The sequence below is a fragment of the Stenotrophomonas sp. 01N47 genome (assembly GCF_056399165.1).
The window spans coordinates 409,163-427,500 of the sequence record NZ_JBFTQU010000003.1; the positions used below are offsets into that span (position 1 = coordinate 409,163).

The following is an 18,338-nucleotide window of genomic DNA, read 5'->3' on the forward strand; positions in this document are numbered from 1 at the left end:
ATGAGCGGCATCGGGGAAGCACAGCGGGGAAAGTCGTTGGGACGGAGCGCGCCATTGCTGGGTGTGCTGCTGGTACTGCTGGCCGCTTGGTTCGGCTGGAGCGCGGTACAGCAGTGGCGGCAGGCGGCCAGCGGGGAAGCGCTGGAACAGGCGCGCGACCAGGCCGTGCAAGGGCTGCAGCAGGCTGCCGCTGGCCAGCTGCAGCAGCTGCAGCAGCAGTTGAAGGGCGACCGCGTCCAGCAGGCGCTGCAGGCCGGTGATGCGGCCGGTGCCGCGCTGGCGCTGCGGGAAAGCTGGACCGGCGTCGAACAAGTGGAAGTGCTGGGCGCTGACCTGGCCGCAGGCTATGCCGATGCGGCCACCTTTGGATACGCACGCCTGGCCCTGCTGGAATCGGCGCTGGCAGATGGCAAGCCGGCGCTGCGGGTGATCCGCGATGGCGGCGGCAACCGCCTGGGTCTGGCCGCGCCGGTACAGCTGGCTGGCGTCGGACCGGCGGTGGTCTATGTCCGCCAGCCGCTGCTGCGGTTGACCGCGCCGCTGGATCAGGTACACGCCCCCGGCAATGGTTTCCTGGCGCTGCGCCAGGGAGCGCACAACATCGTGGCGCAGGGTGATAGCGGCCTGTCCGAGAGCGCCGAGGCAATGGCGCGCCCGGTGGCCGGCACCCCGCTGCGACTGACCGCCGGGGTACCCAACGTGGAACCCGGTCCGCTGGGGCTGGGAGCCCTCGCCAGCGCGATTGTCGCCCTGCTGCTGGCTTTCATCGCGGTACTGCTGGTGGTGGGGCGTGGCCGATTGCCAACGTCGCTGCCGCTGCCCAGCCGCCGCAGCGCAGTGACCGACGCCGATCACGGCCCGACCCTGCGTGAAAGCCTGCAGATGGTCCCGCCGACGTTGCCCAGCGAGGCGCTGTCCGAGGCGGCGCCGCCTCCGCCGCCACCCGTCCCCGCCGAGCAGCTGGCTGCAGGCATCTTCCGCGCGTACGACATCCGCGGCGTGGTCGGCAGTGAGCTGACCGCGCGCACCGCCGCGCTGATCGGCCAGGCGATCGGCACCGTCGCCCTTGAGCAGGGCCTGCGCGAGGTGGTGATCGGCCGTGATGGCCGCCTGTCTGGTCCCGAGCTGTCAGCCGGGCTGGCCGAAGGCCTGCGGCGTGCCGGCTGTGCGGTCATCGATATCGGCCTGGCGCCGACCCCGGTGGTGTATTTCGCCGCCTTCCATCTGCGCACCGGTACCTGCGTAGCGGTCACCGGCAGCCACAATCCGCCGGGCTACAACGGTTTCAAGATCGTCATCGGTGGTGAGACCTTGTCTGGTGATGCGATCACCGACCTCTACCAGCGCATTGTCGAAGGCCGTCTGGTGCAGGCTGCGGAACCGGGTGACTACCAGCAGCGCGAGGTCAGCGCCGACTACATCCAGCGTATTGCCGATGACGTGCAGCTGGACCGCCCACTGAAGGTCGTCGCCGATGCAGGCAACGGCGTGGCGGGTGCCTTCGCACCGCAGCTGCTGGAAGCGATCGGCGCCGAAGTCATTCCGTTGTACTGCGATGTCGACGGCACCTTCCCCAACCATCACCCCGATCCCAGCGAACCGGCCAACCTGGAAGACCTGGTGCAGACGGTCAAGCGCTTTGGCGCCGACCTCGGTGTGGCGTTCGATGGTGACGGTGATCGCCTTGGCGTGGTCACCGGTGAGGGCAAGATCATTTATGCCGACCGCCTGCTGATGCTGTTCGCCGCCGATGTGCTGATGCGCAACCCGGGCGCGATGGTGATCTACGACGTGAAGTGCACCGGCAAGTTGTCCGATCACGTGCTGCGCAATGGCGGCAGTCCGTTGATGTGGAAGACCGGGCACTCGCTGATGAAGGCGAAGATGCGCGAGACCGACGCCGAACTGGCGGGCGAGATGAGCGGCCACTTCTTCTTCAAGGAACGCTGGTTCGGCTTCGACGATGGCCTGTACGCCGCTGCGCGCCTGCTGGAGATCCTCGCCCAGCGCGAGGAAACGCCGGACGAGGTGCTGGCCAAGCTGCCGGAAATGGTAGCCACGCCGGAGCTGAAGGTGCCGGTGGCCGAGGGCACCCCGCATGCGTTGGTGGCGATGCTGGTGGCCGCTGCGCAGTCGCCTGACAACCCGTATGTCGGCGGTCGCCTGTCGACCATCGACGGCCTGCGGGTGGACTTCGCCGACGGCTGGGGCCTGGTTCGCGCGTCCAACACCACGCCGGTGCTGGTGCTGCGTTTCGAAGGCAACGACGAAGCAGCACTGGAGCGTATCCAGGCGCTGTTCCGCAGCCAGCTGCAGCCGGTGCTGGGCGACATCCCGCTGGGATTCTGAGGTGGCGCGCGGCTGCGCCCGGCACGCCCTGCTCGGCTGCTCTCGGTAGGTGTCGACCTTGGTCGACACGGTAGATCCACGCCATGCGTGGATGTTCTTCGATGAATTGTCGAAATTTTCGATTTCGATGGATGTCCATCCACGCATGGCGTGGATCTACTTGTCTGGTGGGTGCCGACCGTTGGTCGGCACGCCTCACCCCTTGAACCGCAATCCCACGCCCGGTTCGGTGAACAGGTAGCGTGAATCCAGTGCCGAGTCGCCCAGCTTGTGCCGCAGCTTGCCGACCAGGATGCGCAGGTAGTGGGTGTCGTGCTGGTGGGTGGGTCCCCAGATTTCCTGCAGGATCTGCGGTTGCGTCACCACCCGCCCGGCATTGCGCAGCAGCAGCGACAACAGCGCGTACTCCTTGCGGGTCAACGCCACCAGCTCGCCGTCGATCGCCACTTCACGGCGCACCAGATCCACGTGCAGGTGGTCATCGTCGAACACCGGCGGCGTGCCATCGGTCGGCACGCTGCGTGTGCGCAGCAGCGCCCGCACCCGCGCCATCAGCTCCTGGGTACCGAAGGGTTTGGTCACGTAGTCGTTGGCGCCGTTGTCCAGTGCACGCACCTTCTCGGTTTCGCCGGCACGCACGGTCAGCATGATCACCGGCACCTGGCTCCACTGCCGCAGCTGTTCCAGCACCTCGTGGCCTTCCATGTCCGGCAGGCCGATGTCCAGGATCACCAGGTCCATGTCCTCGCTGGCGGCCATCTGCAGGCCTTCCTGGCCGGTCGCGGCCTGGCGCACCTGGTAGCCCTGCGCGCGCAGGCTGATGTCCAGGAACCGGCGGATCTGGGTTTCATCGTCGATCACCAGCACGCGCGGGGCCGGCGTGCTGGCATCAGTCGGGGTCGGACTCATCGTGGGAGGCTGGCTTGAGCAGGGGCAGGGTGATGCGGATCAGGGTACCGCGACCGTCGCGCCCGGGCAGCGCCTGCACGCTGCCGCCGTGTGCGCCGATCATGCCCTGGCAGATGGTCAGGCCCAGGCCGGTGCCGTGGCGGCCGCGGTCGCCGCGTTCGACGCTGTAGAACATGTCGAAGATGCGCGCGCGCTCGTCGTCGGGAATGCCGGGGCCGGCATCGATCACGTCGATGCGCAGCTGACCGTCCAGTTCGCGCGCCAGCACCTGCACGGCGGCATCGGCTGGCGAGAACTTGGCGGCGTTCTCCATCACGTTGAACACCGCCTGTTCCACCAGCGCCGGATGCACCCAGATCGGTGCCAGCGTTGCCGGAATATCCAGCTCCAGCCGTACCTTCGGCTGGTAGCGCTGCAGGCGACGGGCGGCCGAACCGATCAGCTCGTCCACGCCTATCCAGTCGCGGTTGATCTTCAGGCCCTCGTGGCCCAACCGGGTCATGTCCAGCAGGTTCTGGATGTAGCGGTCCAGGCGCTCGCCTTCGACCAGGATGGTGTCCAGCAACGCGCGGCGGTCGGCCAGATCCATCGCCGTACCGTAGCTGGCCAGGCTGTCGGCCGAGCCGATCATCGCTGCCAGCGGCGAACGCAGGTCGTGCGACACCGAAGAAAGCAGGGCAGAGCGCAGCCGCTCGGTCTCGTTGCTCACATGCGCCTGTTCCAGCTCGGCCACCAGGCGCGTGCGCAACGCGGCCTGGGCGATGTCGTCGACCATCGCTTCGGCCAGCTGGCGCTGTTCGGGCAGCAGCCGCGCCTGCGCAACCGGCAGGTACAGGCCGGCCACGCCGATTGCACGGTCTTCGCCGTCCAGCAGCGGCAGGAACCACCACTGCGCACCTGCCAGGGTATCGGTGAAACGGCCACTGGGCTGGCCATGGCGCAGGGCCCAGTCGGCCGCCGCCAGATCGGTGTCACCGGGCAGGTGACGGCCACCGGCCGCGATATCGGCGCCGATCCGCAGCCATGCCGGAACATCCATGGCCTGTTCCAATGCCTGCCGCCCGGCCTGCGCCACTTCACCGTTGCCAGCCGCACTGGCCAGTTGCCGGCCCAACTGTTGACGCGCGCGCGCATGGCGGTTGGCCGCCCGCAGGGCGATCACCTGCATGCGCAGGCGCGAGGCCAGACGCCCGGCCACCAGCGCCGCCGCCAGGAACAGGAACACGGTGATCACGCCCTGTCGCGCGCCGATGGCGAAGGTGAAGCGCGGCGCGATGAACAGGAAGTTGTAGGCAAGGAAACACAGGATCGCCGCCATCACCGCGACGCTGGCACGGGTACGTGCAGCCACCAGCACCACCGCCACGATGAACACCATCGACAGATCGGCCATGCCCACCCAGCGTTCGACCAGCCATGCCACCGCGCAGGCGAGGGCGGTGGCGATCAGGGCCTGCAACGGTTCGTGGCTGACCCCGCGCATCGGTGGCAGCAGGCCCTCTCGACGGGAACGCGCACGCGCCTGCGGCGTGCTGATGATGGTGATCTCGTAGTGCGCGCCGCGCTGGATCAGCTGCTGGGTCAGGGTGCGGTTGAACATCCGCGCCAGCGGCCGTTCGCGGGTACGGCCCAGTACCAGCGTCGATACGCCGTTGTGCGCGGCGTGGTCGAGCAATGCATCGGCGATGCTTGAACCGTGCAGCAGCTCGGCTTCGCCGCCGAGGCGGCGGGCCAGCGCGAACGCAGCATCGATCTCGCGCCGGGTCGCTTCGTCCTGGCGGCGTCCCTGCACCGTCACTACCGTCCACGGTGCATCGCGGCGTTCGGCGATGCGTCGCGCCACCCGCACCAGATATTCACTCTGGCCACCGCCATCAATCGCTACCAGCACGCCACGCCGCAGCGGCAGGTTGCTCTCGCCGCGCGCGGCGCGTGCTTCGCGCAGGCTGCTGTCGACGCGGTCGGCGGCCTCCTGCATCGCCAGCTCGCGCAATGCAGTCAGGTTGGCCGGCGAGAAGAACGCCTGCAGCGCCTGCGCGGCCTGCTCGGGCACGTACACCTTGCCCTGCTGCAGGCGCGCGATCAGTTCGCGCGGCGGCAGGTCGACCAGCACGATGTCATGCAGGCGGTCGAGCACGCCATCGGGCACGGTCTCGCTGACACGCACGCCGGTGATGCGCATCACCACATCGTTGAGGCTTTCCAGATGCTGGATGTTGACCGTGGTCCAGACGTCGATGCCGGCGTCCAGCAGTTCCATCACGTCCTGCCAGCGCCGTTCGTGGCGGCTGCCCGGCGCATTGCGATGGGCCAGCTCGTCCACCAGCACCAGCGCTGGCTTCCTCGCCAGCACGGCGTCCAGGTCCATCTCCTGCAGGTCGTGGCCATGGTAGGCCACGTCCTTCAGCGGCAGCCGTGGCAGGCCTTCCAGCAGGGCCTGGGTATCGGCACGGCCGTGGGTCTCCACCAGCCCGACCACCAGGTCCACGCCACGGCGCAGCTGTTCCTGCGCGCGGGTCAGCATGGCGTAGGTCTTGCCGACGCCGGGCGCAGCGCCCAGGAACACGGTGAGCTTGCCACCGGCTTCGCGTTGCAGTCCTTCCACCAGGGCGTTGGCCTGGCGGGTCCGCAGATCAGTCATGGGAGCCGCTGTCATGGCCGCCATTGTGCGCGCAGCGGGTGCAGCCCTGCATCACGGCGCGCGTGCCGCGTGGTCCAGCGCGAAGTTCAGCGTCACCACGTTCACCCGTGGCTGGCCGAATACGCCCCATTGCCGGCCCTGCGTGTTGGCCTTCACCAATGCCTGTACCTGCTCGACGGGCAGGCCACGTGCACGCGCCACCCGGGCCACCTGCAGCTGCGCTGCCGCCGGCGACAACTGCGGATCCAGGCCGCCGCCGGACTGGGTGACCAGATCGGCAGGAACCTGCGCGGGCGTTACGCCTTCGCGCGCGGCCACTGCTGCGGTGCTCGCCGCCACACGCTCGGCCAGCGCCGGGTTGCTGCGGGCCAGGTTGGAACCGGCCGCCGCCATCGGGTCGTAGTTGGCGGCCGACGGTCGCGCCTGGAAGTAGCCATCGCCGGTGAAGGGCTGCGACAGCCATGCCGACGCACGCACCTGGCCGCTGCCATCGCGCAGCAGGCTGCCTTCGGCCTGCGCCGGGAAGGACAGGCCGGCAAAACCGGTGGCGATGCCGGCGTAGACCGCACCGGCCAGCAGCAGGGTGGCCACGCCCAGGCCGATGGCCGGGCGCCAGTTGGCGCCATCCTGCAGCGTGGCCACGCGTGCCTCGCGCTTCAGCTCGCGGGAAAGGGAAGGGGAGTCAGAACGGTTCATGCGCCGAATACCAGGACAAGAAGAAGGTCGATCAACTTGATCGCCGCGAACGGCAGCAGCACGCCACCCAGGCCGTACACCAGCATGTTCCGGCGCAGCAGCGCCGTTGCCGTGGCCGGGCGGAAGCGCACACCGCGCAGTGCCAGCGGGATCAGGGCGGGAATCACCAGGGCATTGAAGATCAGCGCCGCCAGTACCGCGTTGCGCGGGCTCGACAGCTGCATCACGTTCAGCGCGGCCATCGCAGGCACGGTGGCGGCAAACAACGCCGGCAGGATCGCGAAGTACTTGGACACATCGTTGGCCAGTGAGAACGTGGTCAGCGCGCCGCGGGTGATCAGCTGCTGCTTGCCCACCTCCACCACCGCCAGCAGCTTGGCCGGATCCGAATCCAGATCGACCATGTTGCCGGCTTCCTTGGCCGCCTGCGTGCCCGAATTCATCGCCAGGCCGATGTCAGCCTGGGCCAGCGCCGGCGCATCGTTGGTACCGTCGCCGACCATCGCCACCAGGCGGCCACCGGCCTGCTCGGCACGGATGCGGGCCAGCTTGTCCTCGGGCCGTGCCTCGGCGATGTAGTCATCCACGCCGGCTTCGGCGGCGATCGCAGCAGCCGTCAGTGGGTTGTCGCCGGTGATCATCACCGTGCGGATGCCCATCGCCCGCAGCTGTGCGAACTTCTCGCGCATGCCGTGCTTGACCACGTCCGACAGCTCGATCACGCCCAGCACATGGCGACCCTCGGCCACCACCAGCGGCGTGGCACCGTTGCGTGCGACCTGGTCCACGCGCCCGGCCAGTTCGGCCGGTACGGTGCCGCCAAGTGCCTGCACATGGGCGCGGATCGCATCGGCAGCGCCCTTGCGGATCTGCCGGCCGTGCATCAGGTCGACACCGGACATGCGGGTCTGCGCACTGAAGGCCAGGTAGTCGGCCTGGTCCGGCTCGGCGGTGGTGCAGCCCTGCTCGCGGGCCAGGCGCACGATCGACTTGCCTTCCGGGGTCGGGTCGGCCAGCGATGACAGCAGTGCCGCCTCACGCAGCTGGTCGGCGTCGATCCCGGCCAATGCATGGAAGTGGCTGGCCTGGCGGTCGCCGTAGGTGATGGTGCCGGTCTTGTCGAGCAGCAGCACGTCGACGTCACCAGCCACTTCCACCGCCTTGCCCGACTTGGCCAGCACGTTGGCGGCCAGCGCACGGTTCATGCCAGCGATGCCGATGGCCGGCAGCAGGCCACCAATGGTGGTCGGGATCAGGCACACCAGCAGCGCGATCAGCAGCAGCGGATCCACCTTGACGCCCACCGAGGCACCGATCGCCGGCAGCGTCGCCACCACTACCAGGAAGGTCAGCGTCATTGCCGCCAGCAGCAGGGTCAGCGCGATCTCATTCGGCGTTTTCTGCCGGTTGGCGCCTTCCACCAGCGCGATCATGCGGTCCAGGAAGCTGTGCCCCGGCTCGGCGGTGATGCGTACGACGATCTGGTCGGACAGCACCTTGGTGCCGCCGATCACGCCGGAGCGATCAGTACCCGCCTCGCGCAGCACCGGTGCCGACTCGCCGGTTACCGCCGCTTCGTTGATGGTGGCCAGGCCCTGCACGATCTCGCCGTCGGCCGGCACCAGTTCGCCAGCACTGACGATCACGTGGTCACCGGGGCGCAGTTCCGCAGCGGGCACCTGGGTTTCGCTGGCACCGGCCTGCGCCGACGCCAGACGACGCGCCACCAGGTCCTGGCGGGCGCGGCGCAGCGAGGCGGCCTGGCCACGGCCACGTGCTTCGGCCACGGCCTCGGCGAAGTTGCCGAACAGCACGGTGACCAGCAGGATCGCGGTCACCGCCAGGCCGAAGCCCAGCGGCGCATTGCCGGTCAGGGTGATGATCGCGGCGACGATCGTGCCGGCCATCACCACCGCCATCACCGGGCTGCGCACCAGATGCATCGGCGACAGCTTGCGTACGGCCTCGATGAGCGCGCGGCGCAGGCCGGCGGCATCGAGCAGGGCCGGGCGGGAAGCCACGGAAGAGGAACGGTTTGCGGTTGCGTGACTACTCATGGGGTGTCCTCAGTGCAGTCCCAGGCTCAGGTGGTCGGCGATCGGGCCGAGTACCAGCGCCGGCATGAACTGCAGCACGGTCAGGATGACGATCACCGAGACCAGGGTCAGGGCGAACGTCGGGGTTTCGATCTGCAGGCTGCCGGCCGACTCAGGGGCCTGCCGCTTGGCGGCCAGCTGTGCGGCCACCACCAGCGGGATGATCAGCAGCGGGAAGCGGCCCAGCAGCAGCACCAGCGAGCAGCTCAGGTTCCACCAGGGCGTGGCGTCACCCAGTCCCTCGAAGCCCGAGCCGTTGTTGGCGTAGGCCGAGACGTACTCGTAGAACACCTGGCTGATGCCGTGGAAGCCGGGATTGGAGGTGCCGGCCAGACCGGGCACGGCCAGCGTGATCGCGGTGAACAGCAGCAGCGTGATCGGCTGCAGCAGCACCAGCAGGGCCAGCAGGCGCACCTGCGGCGTTTCCAGCTTGCGGCCGAACAGTTCCGGTGTACGGCCGGTCATCAGCCCGGCCAGGAACACACCCAGCAGCAGGTACACGATGAACTGCTGCAGGCCGCAGCCGATGCCGCCCCAGATCGCGCTGACCAGCATGTTGACCATCGCCAGGCCGCCAGACAGCGGGCTCAGCGAATCGTGCATGCCGTTGACCGAACCGTTGGAGACCTGGGTGGTCACCGCCGCCCACAGCGCGGTGCCATCGGCGCCGAAGCGTACTTCCTTGCCTTCCATCAGCAGCGGCGTGGCCGCGCTGGCGCTATGGCCCTCGCTCCACACCATCGCACCGGTGGACAGCAGCGACATGCCGAGCATGCAGCTGAACACCAGCGCGCCGAAACGACGGCGCCCGGTGAACGCGCCGATCATGAAGATCACCGCCATCGGCACCAGCAGGATGCCGATCACTTCCAGCATGTTCGACACCGGGGTCGGGTTCTCCAGCGGGAAGCTGCTGTTCGGGCCATACCAGCCGCCACCATTGGCACCCAACTGTTTGGCCGCGACCATCGCCGCAACCGGGCCCAGCGGCAGCTTCTGCTGCGCCATGCCGGCACTGGCATCGATCGGCGTGGCCTGCGGGCCACCGGCCATCGTGGAGGGCACGCCCTGGCTGGTCAGCAGCAGCGTCCAGACCAGGCACAGCGGCAGCAGGAAGCGCACGCACAGGCGCACGACGTCCGCGTAGTAATTGCCCACCGCCACCTGGCGGTCATCACCCGCAGCGGGCGCGGTGACGGACTTCGGTGCACGCGAGAACAATGCACGCAACGTGGCCACGGCCAGCGCCAGGCCCATCATCGGCGTCACTACCTGCAGGCCGGTGATGCCGGTCATCTGCGAGAAGTAGGACAGCTGTGCCTGGCCGGAATAGTGCTGCTGGTTGGTGTTGGTCAGGAACGAGATCATCGTGTGCAGCGCCGTATCCCAGCGCATGTTTGGGATCTGGTCCGGGTTCAACGGCAACCACGCCTGGGTCATGAATACGGCCTGGGTCAGCACCGCGATCACCACGTTGCTGAGCACGAACGCCAGCACGTAACCCCGCCAGGACATCGAACGTGACGGATCAACGCCGAGCACCTTGTACAGCGGCTTTTCGATCCAGTGGAACAGCACGTCGACCTTCATCGGCGTGCCGCGCATCACCCGGGCAAGGTACAGGCCCAGTGGCCATGCCAGCACCAGGCTGGCGGCAAGAATGATAAGAATTTCAGTCATGGCAGGCTCCGCTCAGAACGACTCGGGCCGCAGCACGACATAAAGAAGATAGGCGGCGGCAACCAGCACCAGCACGCCACACAGCAACGACAGCCAGGGGGACATGGAATTGAGACCTGGTGGAACCCCTCCACCTCAGGGCGTCATCGTCGTCCCCACCCCCATAAACGCACTACGCGACGGACAGGGCCGACGCGTAAAGAGTGCATAAATTTCAGGGTCCAGGCCGTAACCCGGCATGCGGTAGCGCCGGGCCATGCCCGGCGAGCAGCGCGCCTCTCAACCCGCCGGGGTCTGTGCCGGCACGTCCACCGGCGCCAATCCCTTCAGCTGCCGATAGCGTTGCAGGCTGCTTTCGATCTCGACTTTCAATGCCTGCTGCTGCTGTTCGAAACTGGCCAGCAGCCGTTGCTGCGACTGCAGCTGCGCATGGCGCTGGGCGATCGCCTGGGCCTGCTTGTCGGCCACCTTGCCGCCCGCCAGTTCGCGGTCGCCGGCGGCAGCAAGCAGGGCCACCAGCGATTCGCGCAGGCTGGCAACGTTGTACTGGGCGGTCTTGAGGTTGTTGTCGAGCACCTCCTGGCGCTCGGCGAACACGCGCCGCAGCGCATTCTCATCACCGTAGGTGGTCAGCATCGCCTGTTCGGTACGCTGCCGGGTCTCTTTGGCCATCTGGTCCAGCTGGACCTGCGCTGCCGCCGTGCTGGCGGCAGCGCGTTCCTCATCGCTCAACGCGCGCTGCACCTGCGCGTTGCGCAGGCCGCTGTTGGCGCTGAACTCATCGCGGGCGTGGTTGACCGCATCGGCCGGCAGCGCATCGCTGCAGATCCGCTCCTTGCCCTCGTTCCAGCAGTACAGCTTCTTGTCTGCGGCCTTGCCGCCGGACTGTGCCAGCAGCGTCTGCGGCATCACCAGCAGCAGGCTGGCAGCAACGATGGCAGGAACTCGGAACATGCGACCTTCCCCCTGGTGGTCAGCGCGTGGAACGGACGCCGTACTGGGCGCGATAGGCCTCCAGCGGCTGCCGGTAGCCTACAAGTTCCGGATTTCCGGAAGCGAAATCAAGCAGGTCGGCCAGCGTCGCCACGGCGATCACCGGGATGCCGGCTTCTTCGGCCACGGCCTGTGCGGCGGAGCGATGGTCGGTGTCCGAGGCGATCTCCTGGCGGTCCAGGGCCACCACGATGCCGGCCGGAATACCGCCCGCAGCGCGGATGATCGCCAGCGCCTCGCGGATGGCGGTGCCGGCGGTGATCACGTCGTCGACGATCAGCACGCGCTTGCCGGTCATGTCGGCGCCGATCAGCTGGCCGCCTTCACCATGGTCCTTCACTTCCTTGCGGTTGAACGACAGCGGCAGGTCGCGGCCACGCTGGGCCAGCTCGCAGGCCATTGCGGTGGCCAGCGGAATGCCCTTGTAGGCCGGGCCGAACACCACGTCGTACTTGATCCCGGTGGCGTCGATGGCGTCGGAATAGCACGCCCCCAGCTGCGACAGCAGGGAACCGGAGTCGAAACGGCCGGCGTTGAAGAAATAGGGGCTCAGCCGGCCGGACTTGAGGGTGAACTGGCCGAAGCGCAGGGCATCGGCGGTCAGGGCCAGCTGCAGGAAACGGTGACGGTGGTCGCTCATCAAAACTCGATTCATCTTCATTTGGAGCGCAAATCCTAATCCAGCTGGGCTTTCTGCGCTCGTCCAGCCCCTTCACGCGGGTATCCGTGGCTGCCCCCGCGGGCTGCTCAGCCCGGCAGGCAACCGGTATGCTTGCCCGGTTTCCCGCCGTAGGTTCTTCCGCATGCGCATCATCAGTTTCAACGCCAATGGCATCCGCTCGGCCGCCACCAAGGGCTTCCTCGACTGGTTCCGTGGCCAGGACGCCGACGTCCTCTGCATCCAGGAGACCAAGGCCCAGGAAGACCAGCTGACCGACCCGATGTTCCGCCCGGACGGCCACCATTGCTTCTACCGCGATGCCATCACCAAGAAGGGCTACAGCGGCGTGGCGATCTACAGCAGGCGCGAACCGGACCAGGTCATCACCTCGCTGGGCTGGGCCCCGTTCGACGACGAAGGCCGTTACATCGAGGCCCGCTTCGGCAACCTCAGCGTGGTCTCCTTCTATATCCCGTCCGGCAGTTCGGGCGACCTGCGCCAGGGCTTCAAGTTCGAAGTGATGGAGTGGCTGCGGCCGATCCTCGAGGAATGGGCGCGCAGCGGCCGCGACTACGTGCTGTGTGGCGACTGGAACATCGTCCGCTCGGCACTGGACATCAAGAACTGGAAGTCCAACCAGAAGAACTCCGGCTGCCTGCCCGAGGAGCGCGACTGGCTCAATGCCCTGTGTGCCGACCACGGCCAGGCCACCGACGTGGCCACCGGTCGCGGCTGGGCCGACGCCTACCGCCTGCTCAACCCGACCGGCGAGGACTACACCTGGTGGAGCAACCGTGGCGCCGCTCGCGCCAACAACGTTGGTTGGCGCATCGACTACCAGTTCATCACCCCGGGCCTGCGTGACCGCCTGCGCAGCTGCTCGATCTACCGCGACCAGCGCTTCTCCGACCACGCGCCGTTCATCGTGGACTACGACCTGTGACCGAGGCTGCCAAGCCGGCCGGCTACAAGGGCTGGGCCGGCATCAAGCGTGCGTTCGGCACGCCCTCTGCGCTCACCATGGCCCTGCTGGGCTTCGGCAGCGGCCTGCCGTTCCTGCTGATCGCCTCGCAGACCCTGTCTACCCGCCTGCGCGATGTCGGCCTCGATCTGGGCAGCATCGGCCTGATCAGCCTGGCCAGCTTCTTCTACCTGCTCAAATTTGTCTGGGCGCCCCTGCTGGATCGCTACGCGTTTCCGTTGCTGGGATTCCTTGGCCGTCGCCGCTCGTGGCTGCTGGTCTCGCAGATCCTGGTACTGGTGGGCCTGGTGGCACTGGCGTTCGTGCGACCAGAGCAGGGCGTGTGGCCGCTGGTGGCATGGGTACTGGTGGCGTCGTTTGCAGGTGCCACCCAGGATTCGGTGGTCGACGCCTACCGCATCGAGATCGCCCCGCAGACCGCGCAGGCCGCGTTGGCCGCCACGTACACGCTGGGCTATCGCATCGGCCTGATCCTGGCCGGTGCCGGCGCCCTGTATCTCGCACAGTTCGAAGGCTGGATCATTGCCTACCTGGCCATGGCCGCACTGATGATCCTGCCGATCATCACCACCCTGTTCTGCCGCGAACCGGAGCGCCCGGCCAACGCCGTGCAGCGCCGCATCGACATTGCCGAAGCGTTCGTACAGCCGATCACCAGCTTCTTCACCCGCAACGGCATGGCACTGGCGCTGGCGTTGCTGGCGTTCGTCGGGTTCTTCAAGTTTCCCGACCAGGTCATCGGCGTGATGGCCGGACCTTTCTATCTGGATTCGGGCTTCGACAAGGCCGACATTGCCACCGTATCGAAGCTGTTCGGTGTGTGGATGGGCATTGGCGGCGCATTCCTCGGTGGTATCGCTGTCGCCGCTTTCGGTTTCCGCCGGATGCTGCTTGTCGCGGCGCTGGGCGTGGCTCTGTCGAACCTGGCGTTCCTGCTGATGGCGCACAACCCGGGGCAGTTGTGGGCGTTCTACGCCGCGCTCAGTGCCGACAACCTGTTCCAGGGCTTTGCCGGCACGGTGCTGGTGGCTTTCATGTCTTCGCTGACCGATCGCAATTTCACTGCTACCCAGTACGCCCTGCTGGTATCGCTGGCCAACCTGCCGGGCAAGTTCGTCGGCGGCGTTTCCGGTTACATCGTGGAGGCCACCTCGTACAGCACCTTCTTCATGCTCAGCGCCGTCACGGTGGTGCCCACCATGCTGCTGCTGGCCTGGCTGTGGCCACGCATCCTTGATCGTGGGCCGTCACCCGCCGCCTGATTGCCTGTGCGCGCTTACTGCGGGATGATCGCCCCGACGCGCCGAGGGGGCGGTGCCTTGCGAACGGGGAAGTGAGCATGGCCGACGTAGTGCTGCGGGACCTGGACCCGCTGCTGCTGGAACGCATCAAACGGGTTGCGGTTGCCCGTGGCTGGACCCACGAACAGACCTGCGAGGCGCTGCTGGAGCAGGGCCTGTTCAGCAGTGAACTGGAGGTCCGCTCCGGCTTCGGCGATCCCGAAGTCGACGCCCTGTCCGACGCGATCGCCGCACTGCAGGCCCTCCCTGCCGGCCAGGGCTTCGATTAGCCCCGCAGGGCCGACTGCCCAGTAGATCCACGCCATGCGTGGATAAGCAGGCCTGGTAGATCCACGCCATGCGTGGATGGCGCCACCCCTCACGCCAGATGAATCGCTCCGAGAATCCGCGGCCCCTTCGCCCCGGTCACGCTCGGCAGGTTGCCCGGCAGCCCGTCCATCGTCCGTTGCGCCAGCCAGGCAAACCCCATCGCCTCCACATACTCCGGGTCCAGCCCGTGCAGCGCCGTGGACTCGACCACCACGCCCGGCAGGCGCGCCGCCAACCGCCGCATCAACTGCGCGTTGCGCACACCACCGCCACACACCAGAACGCGCCGGGTGTCGGGCTGCTGGGCCAGCAGCGCATCCACCACCGTCGCCGCGGTCAGCTCCAGCAGCGTCGCCTGAACATCGGCGGCGGCGAACTGTCCTTCCTCCATGTGTGCTTCGGCCCACGGCAGGTGGAACTGCTCGCGCCCGGTACTCTTGGGCGGTGGCAGCGCAAACCAAGGATCCGCGCGCCAGCCGGCCAGCAGGCTGTCATCCACCGCACCGCTGGCCGCGTAGGCGCCGTCAGCGTCGAAGCTGCGACCGGTGTGGCGTTGGCACCAGGCATCCATCAGTGCGTTGGCTGGGCCGGTATCGAAGCCACGCACGACGCCTTCGCGGGGAATCAGGGTCAGGTTGGCGATCCCGCCCAGGTTCAGCACCGCACGGTCCTCATCGGCCGCACCCAGCATGTCCAGGTGGAAAGCCGGCATCAGCGGTGCCCCATGGCCGCCGGCGGCAACGTCGCGGCGGCGGAAATCGCACACGGTGGTGATCCCGGTCAGCTCGGCGATGCGGTTGCCGTCACCCAGCTGCACGGTGAAGGCCGGGTCGGCCAACGGTCGATGGCGTACCGTCTGACCGTGCGAGCCAATGGCTCGTACCTGCGAACGGTCGACGCCGGCTTCTTCCAGCAGCTGGTTGGCGGCGGCGGCGAAGCTGATCGCAATCCGCGCGTCCAGCTCGCCCAACTCTTCCAGCGACTGCAACGGGCCGCCTTCGCCAAGGGTTACCAGCCTTGCCCGCAGCATCGGCTCCCAGCGGGCGGTCAGCCCATGCACGAAGCGGCATCCCCCGTCGGCCGGGAACTGCACCAGCGCGGCATCGATGCCGTCAGCGCTGGTGCCTGACATCAGGCCCAGGTAGAGGGGAAGGGACGGATCGGCAGTGACGTTCATGGCGGGCATAAAAAAAGGACACGGCAAGCTTGTGCTGCCGTGTCCTCCTTCGTCAACGCAGGGCTCAGCCGCGCTTGCGGCCTGCCGGCACCTTGTCCTTGGCGCTGGCCACCTCGGTGCTCGCGCTTTCGGCAGCCGGCGCGGGGCTGGCGTCGGCGTAGATCAGCTTCTCCATGCCCTGGATGCGGGCCATCGCCGGCGCGGTCTGCGCCCGGAAGGCCACCAGCTCGGCGCCCTTCAGCGGCTCCGGCGGCGGCATCGTCACCGTCAGCGGGTTGCGGTGCTCGCCATTGACCCGGAATTCGTAGTGCAGGTGCGGGCCGGTCGCCAGGCCGGTCGAGCCGACGTAGCCGATCACCGTGCCCTGGGCCACGCGCTGGCCATTCTTGATCCCGGCAAAGCGCGACATATGGCCGTACAGGGTGGTGTGGCCACGGCCGTGGTCGAGGATCACCACGTTGCCATAACCGCGTTGCACGCCGACGAACTGCACCCGCGCGTCGCCGGCGGCCATGATCGGGGTACCGGTGCGCGCGGCGTAATCCACGCCCTTGTGCATGCGCATCTTGCCCAGCACCGGGTGCTTGCGCGCGCCGAAGGTCGAACTCAGCCGCGCGAACGGGATCGGCATGCGGATGAAGCTCTTCTTCAGCGAACGGCCGCTGATGTCGTAGTACTCGGACTTGCCGTTGCGGTCGAAGCGGAAGCCGGAGTAGGTCTTGCCGCCGGTGGTGAAGGTGGCCGCCAGGATCTTGCTGGTGTCGACCTTCTCGCCCTCGCGCCAGGTCTCATCCATCACCACGCTGAAGCGGTCGCCCGGCTGCAGGTCCTTGGAGAAGTCGATGTCGTACTTGAAGATGTCGTCGGTCATCGTCGCGATTGCCGATGGCGACAGTCCTGCACGGCTTGCAGCCGCATACAGCGAACTGGTGATCTCGCCGCTGGTGACCACCGTCCGCGTGGACGTCTCGCGCTTGGTCACCGTTTCCTTGATGTCATCACCGCTCAGGCTCAGTTCGACCCGGTTGTCGGCGTCGCGGTCGAAGCGGATGCTGCGCAGGTCACCGGACAGCGGCATGTCGAAGGCGATCTCGGCGCCCGGGCGCAACTTGGTCAGCGATTCGCGCGCACCCGGATGGTCCAGCACCCGGTGCAGGGTGGTCGCCGAGATGCCGGCCTTGTCGAACAGATCGCTCAGGGTCTGCCCGCGCTGTACCCGCAGCACCTGCCAGCTGTCACCGGGGATCTGCTGCTGGCGGGCCATTGCCAACGGGGGCAACGGCAGTGCCAGGCTGGTGTGGCTGTCGGCGTAGGGGGCATCGATGGTGTGCGAGAAGCCCGGCACGATCGTGGCCACCAATGCGCCGATGGTCACAAACAGGCTGGCGTGCATCCAATGGCGGCGCGTCCAGCGCTCATTGAACGCAGCGGGAAGGTGTTGCCTCAGCTTCCGGTGCAGGGCGTTGTCGTGCAGGACGTGGAGTCGTTCCTGGAAGCGCTGCTTGCGTGCGCGGCCTTGATCGGAATTGAGCATCAGATGTCGGTCTCTGGCTGACCCGGGAACGCGGGCCCAAACGCCGGTAACATAGACACCTAACAAATTCGCGTCAAACCCTTGTGCCTATTGGCTTTTGTGAAGCCGATCGGGTTAACTTCGCTTTAACACCCCACATAAGAAACGGCGTTGCCGGGAGTAGTCACGTGTCCTCGATTGAAGAAGCCCTTGCCCTGATCGGCCGCGGTGCCGACGAGATCCTCAAGCTCGAGGATCTGCGCGCGCGCCTGCAGGAAGGCCGCCCGCTGCGCATCAAGGCCGGCTTCGACCCCACCGCGCCTGACCTGCACCTGGGCCACACGGTGCTGCTGAACAAGATGCGTCAGTTCCAGGACCTTGGCCACCAGGTCATTTTCCTGATCGGCGACTTCACCGGCATGATCGGCGACCCCTCCGGCAAGAGCCTGACCCGCAGGCCGCTCAGCCGCGACGACGTGCTGGCCAACGCCCGTACCTACGAGGAACAGGTGTTCAAGGTGCTGGACCGCAGCCGCACCGAGGTCCGCTTCAATTCGGAGTGGTTCGGCAAGATGAGCGCGGCCGACATGATCCGCCTGGCCGGCCAGCACACCGTGGCACGCATGCTCGAGCGCGACGACTTCGCCAAGCGCTATGCCGCCCAGCAGTCCATCGCCATCCACGAATTCCTGTACCCGCTGGTGCAGGGCTACGACTCGGTGGCCCTGGAAGCGGACGTCGAGCTGGGTGGTACCGACCAGAAGTTCAACCTGCTGATGGGCCGAGGCCTGCAGGAACACCACGGTCAGAAGCCGCAGGTGGTGCTGACCATGCCGCTGCTGGAAGGCCTGGATGGCGTCAACAAGATGTCCAAGTCGCTGGGCAACTACATCGGCATCAGCGAGCCGGCCATCGACATCGTCACCAAGACCATGAAGGTCGATGACGCCCTGATGTGGCGTTGGATCGAGCTGCTGTCCTTCGATATCAGCCAGGCCGAAGCGGCCTCCCTGCGCGAGCAGATCGCCGCG

15 protein-coding genes (1 of these 15 cut by a window edge) are annotated in these 18,338 nt (G+C 67.3%); 5 read left to right on the forward strand and 10 right to left on the reverse strand.

The features are described 5' to 3' along the window. On the forward strand, window positions 1–2,349 hold the full coding sequence (locus AC1DKR_RS08080) for a phosphomannomutase/phosphoglucomutase (protein WP_478032154.1): 2,349 nt from the start codon (window positions 1–3) through the stop codon (window positions 2,347–2,349). A 195-nt stretch (window positions 2,350–2,544) separates the two neighbouring features. On the opposite strand, the gene AC1DKR_RS08085 is transcribed toward AC1DKR_RS08080, so the two are convergent. From AC1DKR_RS08085 to pyrE, 8 genes are all read right to left on the reverse strand, one after another. Continuing rightward, window positions 2,545–3,258 (reverse strand): response regulator transcription factor, encoded by a 714-nt coding sequence (locus AC1DKR_RS08085; RefSeq protein WP_478032156.1) that lies wholly within the window; start codon window positions 3,256–3,258, stop codon window positions 2,545–2,547. Further along, complete coding sequence (locus AC1DKR_RS08090) at window positions 3,239–5,899, reverse strand: ATP-binding protein (protein WP_478032158.1); 2,661 nt, start codon at window positions 5,897–5,899, stop codon at window positions 3,239–3,241. The genes AC1DKR_RS08085 and AC1DKR_RS08090 overlap by 20 nt, the downstream gene beginning before the upstream one ends. 51 nt (window positions 5,900–5,950) lie before the next feature. Beyond that, window positions 5,951–6,595 (reverse strand): potassium-transporting ATPase subunit KdpC, encoded by a 645-nt coding sequence (kdpC, locus tag AC1DKR_RS08095; RefSeq protein ID WP_223497533.1) that lies wholly within the window; start codon window positions 6,593–6,595, stop codon window positions 5,951–5,953. Next, on the reverse strand, window positions 6,592–8,652 hold the full coding sequence (gene kdpB / locus AC1DKR_RS08100) for a potassium-transporting ATPase subunit KdpB (protein ID WP_025879421.1): 2,061 nt from the start codon (window positions 8,650–8,652) through the stop codon (window positions 6,592–6,594). Before kdpB ends, kdpC begins: the two co-directional genes overlap by 4 nt. A gap of 9 nt (window positions 8,653–8,661) precedes the next feature. After that, the gene (gene kdpA, locus AC1DKR_RS08105; protein ID WP_223497535.1) at window positions 8,662–10,371 is read right to left on the reverse strand and encodes a potassium-transporting ATPase subunit KdpA; all 1,710 of its coding nucleotides are present in this window, start codon (window positions 10,369–10,371) and stop codon (window positions 8,662–8,664) included. Between the two features lie 12 nt (window positions 10,372–10,383). Continuing rightward, a complete protein-coding gene (locus AC1DKR_RS08110; protein ID WP_005407770.1) occupies window positions 10,384–10,476 on the reverse strand; it encodes a potassium-transporting ATPase subunit F in 93 nt (30 codons plus the stop codon). 174 nt (window positions 10,477–10,650) lie between these two features. Then, on the reverse strand, window positions 10,651–11,325 hold the full coding sequence (locus AC1DKR_RS08115) for a hypothetical protein (protein ID WP_223497536.1): 675 nt from the start codon (window positions 11,323–11,325) through the stop codon (window positions 10,651–10,653). A gap of 19 nt (window positions 11,326–11,344) precedes the next feature. Continuing rightward, a complete protein-coding gene (gene pyrE / locus AC1DKR_RS08120; RefSeq protein ID WP_089241329.1) occupies window positions 11,345–12,004 on the reverse strand; it encodes an orotate phosphoribosyltransferase in 660 nt (219 codons plus the stop codon). Between the two features lie 163 nt (window positions 12,005–12,167). On the opposite strand from pyrE, the gene AC1DKR_RS08125 reads away from it, so the two are divergent. The 3 genes from AC1DKR_RS08125 to AC1DKR_RS08135 all read left to right on the forward strand — a co-directional run bounded on the left by AC1DKR_RS08125 (window position 12,168) and on the right by AC1DKR_RS08135 (window position 14,577). After that, window positions 12,168–12,968 carry an exodeoxyribonuclease III gene (locus tag AC1DKR_RS08125; RefSeq protein WP_312108738.1) on the forward strand — a complete coding sequence of 267 codons (801 nt, stop codon included), beginning with the start codon at window positions 12,168–12,170 and terminating at the stop codon, window positions 12,966–12,968. Next, entirely contained in the window at window positions 12,965–14,269 is a 1,305-nt protein-coding gene (locus tag AC1DKR_RS08130; RefSeq protein WP_428704059.1) for an AmpG family muropeptide MFS transporter, read from the forward strand. Before AC1DKR_RS08125 ends, AC1DKR_RS08130 begins: the two co-directional genes overlap by 4 nt. Before the next feature lie 77 nt (window positions 14,270–14,346). Further along, a complete protein-coding gene (locus AC1DKR_RS08135) occupies window positions 14,347–14,577 on the forward strand; it encodes a hypothetical protein (RefSeq protein ID WP_223497538.1) in 231 nt (76 codons plus the stop codon). An 89-nt stretch (window positions 14,578–14,666) separates the two neighbouring features. On the opposite strand, the gene AC1DKR_RS08140 is transcribed toward AC1DKR_RS08135, so the two are convergent. Together AC1DKR_RS08140 and AC1DKR_RS08145 are read right to left on the reverse strand one after the other, a co-directional pair. Next, a complete protein-coding gene (locus AC1DKR_RS08140; RefSeq protein WP_478032170.1) occupies window positions 14,667–15,794 on the reverse strand; it encodes an anhydro-N-acetylmuramic acid kinase in 1,128 nt (375 codons plus the stop codon). A gap of 64 nt (window positions 15,795–15,858) precedes the next feature. Continuing rightward, on the reverse strand, window positions 15,859–17,328 hold the full coding sequence (locus AC1DKR_RS08145; protein WP_478032172.1) for a peptidoglycan DD-metalloendopeptidase family protein: 1,470 nt from the start codon (window positions 17,326–17,328) through the stop codon (window positions 15,859–15,861). Between the two features lie 167 nt (window positions 17,329–17,495). Between AC1DKR_RS08145 and tyrS the strand changes: the two genes are divergently transcribed. Continuing rightward, window positions 17,496–18,338, forward strand: the 5' portion of a protein-coding gene (tyrS, locus tag AC1DKR_RS08150; protein WP_312108731.1) for a tyrosine--tRNA ligase. Its footprint extends 366 nt past the window's final position; 843 of the gene's 1,209 nt are visible here — the first part of the coding sequence; the start codon lies at window positions 17,496–17,498; the stop codon falls past the right edge of the window.

Excerpts from the sequence above, each read along its gene's own strand:
- AC1DKR_RS08080 (WP_478032154.1), top strand. The coding sequence starts at position 1 with ATGAGCGGCATCGGGGAAGCACAGCGGGGAAAGTCGTTGGGACGGAGC.
- AC1DKR_RS08085 (WP_478032156.1), bottom strand. The coding sequence starts at position 3,258 with ATGAGTCCGACCCCGACTGATGCCAGCACGCCGGCCCCGCGCGTGCTG.
- AC1DKR_RS08090 (WP_478032158.1), bottom strand. The coding sequence starts at position 5,899 with ATGACTGATCTGCGGACCCGCCAGGCCAACGCCCTGGTGGAAGGACTG.
- kdpC (WP_223497533.1), bottom strand. The coding sequence starts at position 6,595 with ATGAACCGTTCTGACTCCCCTTCCCTTTCCCGCGAGCTGAAGCGCGAG.
- kdpB (WP_025879421.1), bottom strand. The coding sequence starts at position 8,652 with ATGAGTAGTCACGCAACCGCAAACCGTTCCTCTTCCGTGGCTTCCCGC.
- kdpA (WP_223497535.1), bottom strand. The coding sequence starts at position 10,371 with ATGACTGAAATTCTTATCATTCTTGCCGCCAGCCTGGTGCTGGCATGG.
- AC1DKR_RS08110 (WP_005407770.1), bottom strand. The coding sequence starts at position 10,476 with ATGTCCCCCTGGCTGTCGTTGCTGTGTGGCGTGCTGGTGCTGGTTGCC.
- AC1DKR_RS08115 (WP_223497536.1), bottom strand. The coding sequence starts at position 11,325 with ATGTTCCGAGTTCCTGCCATCGTTGCTGCCAGCCTGCTGCTGGTGATG.
- pyrE (WP_089241329.1), bottom strand. The coding sequence starts at position 12,004 with ATGAGCGACCACCGTCACCGTTTCCTGCAGCTGGCCCTGACCGCCGAT.
- AC1DKR_RS08125 (WP_312108738.1), top strand. The coding sequence starts at position 12,168 with ATGCGCATCATCAGTTTCAACGCCAATGGCATCCGCTCGGCCGCCACC.
- AC1DKR_RS08135 (WP_223497538.1), top strand. The coding sequence starts at position 14,347 with ATGGCCGACGTAGTGCTGCGGGACCTGGACCCGCTGCTGCTGGAACGC.
- AC1DKR_RS08140 (WP_478032170.1), bottom strand. The coding sequence starts at position 15,794 with ATGAACGTCACTGCCGATCCGTCCCTTCCCCTCTACCTGGGCCTGATG.
- AC1DKR_RS08145 (WP_478032172.1), bottom strand. The coding sequence starts at position 17,328 with ATGCTCAATTCCGATCAAGGCCGCGCACGCAAGCAGCGCTTCCAGGAA.